This is a genomic window from Candidatus Kurthia intestinigallinarum (assembly GCF_003991225.1).
Taxonomy (GTDB): domain Bacteria; phylum Bacillota; class Bacilli; order Bacillales_A; family Planococcaceae; genus Kurthia; species Kurthia populi.
In genome coordinates this window covers 1-1,623 of sequence record NZ_JTFC01000115.1, presented here as the reverse complement: position 1 = coordinate 1,623, position 1,623 = coordinate 1, and the positions used below count along the sequence as shown (strand labels likewise).

Below are 1,623 nucleotides of genomic sequence, written 5' to 3'. Positions count from 1 at the left end.
ATGACTTTAAACAGTTCCAGGCGTTTTGCGATGAACATTTATTAAAGTTAGATTTTGAATCGTTAGAACTGTATCTTCATCATTTAATTACACAACAGCAAGTGCGACTGTCGACATTTAACCGACGTTTAGCCGGCGTGAAATACTGGTTAGTGCATGAATATAGATTTCAATTCACCTCAGCGCACGATACGAGCATCAAATTACTGCGAGGCTTATATAATCAAGAGGAATATTTGCGCTTAAAGCCGATGCGTGGGAAAAGAGCTGAAAAGCAAAGTGATGTACTGCGACTCATTGATCGGTACGATACCGATAAGAAAAGTGATATGCGCAAGCGTGCGATTTGTTTAGTGAACCTTATTACGGCGAACCGTCCTTCGGAAATGGTACGGCTCAAAGTGAGTGACTTCGATTTAGAAAATCGCACAGTTCAAGTAATGATGGTCAAGCAGGGTGAGATGAAAGAAAAACGCCTGACGCTAGAGTGCGTGCAGGCGATTCGAAACTATATCGTGGCATGCGAATTAATGCCAGAGGATTATTTCGTCGGAGCTGCCGATAAATGGGGCAACCACACGAGTCGACAAATTAGTGAAGTCAGCTACAATCAAGCCATTCAAAGCTGGCTCGGCTTCGCACCGTACACCTTTCGAAAAACGCAGATTACTGCCATGTACCAAAAGGGTGCGGACATTCCAACGATTGCTAAGCAATCTGGTCATAAGTCACACCAGACAATTATGGAGCATTATATAAAATTGAAGACAGAGGATGTAGATAATTATTTATAGAAAATATTAAGGTACCCTATATTTATAAGTGTTACCTAGATATATTAGGGGACCTTAATTAGTTAATTCATCGGCTTAATTTTATTTTCAATATAGTTAATTTCATCTGATGAAAACTCATACTTGTTGTACAACTGTTGATCAATTTTATCAACCGGGAGTCTCCAATTAATATCTGAACTCGATTTAAAATTTTGTAAAGGAATAAATCGATATGTTTTTGATGCAGCATCTTGACTGCCTTTTGCTAGGCTATGAAGATATCTTGAGAACTTTGTTTGTAAGTATTTGGAAAGGTTCTGAGCAGATTGTTCATCTAAATCTAACTCGGCACCAAAAACAAGGTAAGTCTCAGTACATATAGTATTAGGTGCAGCGATTATGGTATTGAAATTATCATCATTCAATTCAGTGCCAATATTATTAGACTTAGGTGCAATAACTTTCCATTTATTAACCCACTCTGTTCTAGTAGGTATATCAGAATATTCTACGTATCCAACAACACCTCTACCATAACACTTTACAGGGCGTGTTAAATCATTTGGACTTTGGTGGAACTTATCATCTTTTACAAAGAAACCACGTAGTCCGAATGGTCGTGACGGTGAGACATGGGTAATAAGCCGTTCATTATTCTGTTCTACATCATCTATTTTTTCAAGGATGGAAATAGCGTTTGAATCACGTACAAAAATTTCTAAACCGTTTACTTTCATTGGACGCATTAAATCGGCAATAATTTTATTTTTTTCGTGTGTAATAACACGAGTCAAATTACGTGAGTTATCATAATTTGCATCCCATAAAAAATAACATACACCACCAC

1 protein-coding gene and 1 pseudogene are annotated in these 1,623 nt (G+C 37.5%); one reads left to right on the top strand and one right to left on the bottom strand.

What is annotated here, in order from left to right; translation table 11 throughout:
• The coding region (locus QI30_RS19035; RefSeq protein ID WP_148113899.1) for a tyrosine-type recombinase/integrase at window positions 1-794 on the top strand (794 nt) is incomplete at its 5' end.
• Window positions 795-856: 62 nt separating this feature from the next.
• Here the strand turns inward: QI30_RS19035 and QI30_RS20635 are convergent.
• Window positions 857-1,623: pseudogene (locus tag QI30_RS20635) on the bottom strand (Eco57I restriction-modification methylase domain-containing protein); the annotation flags it as partial.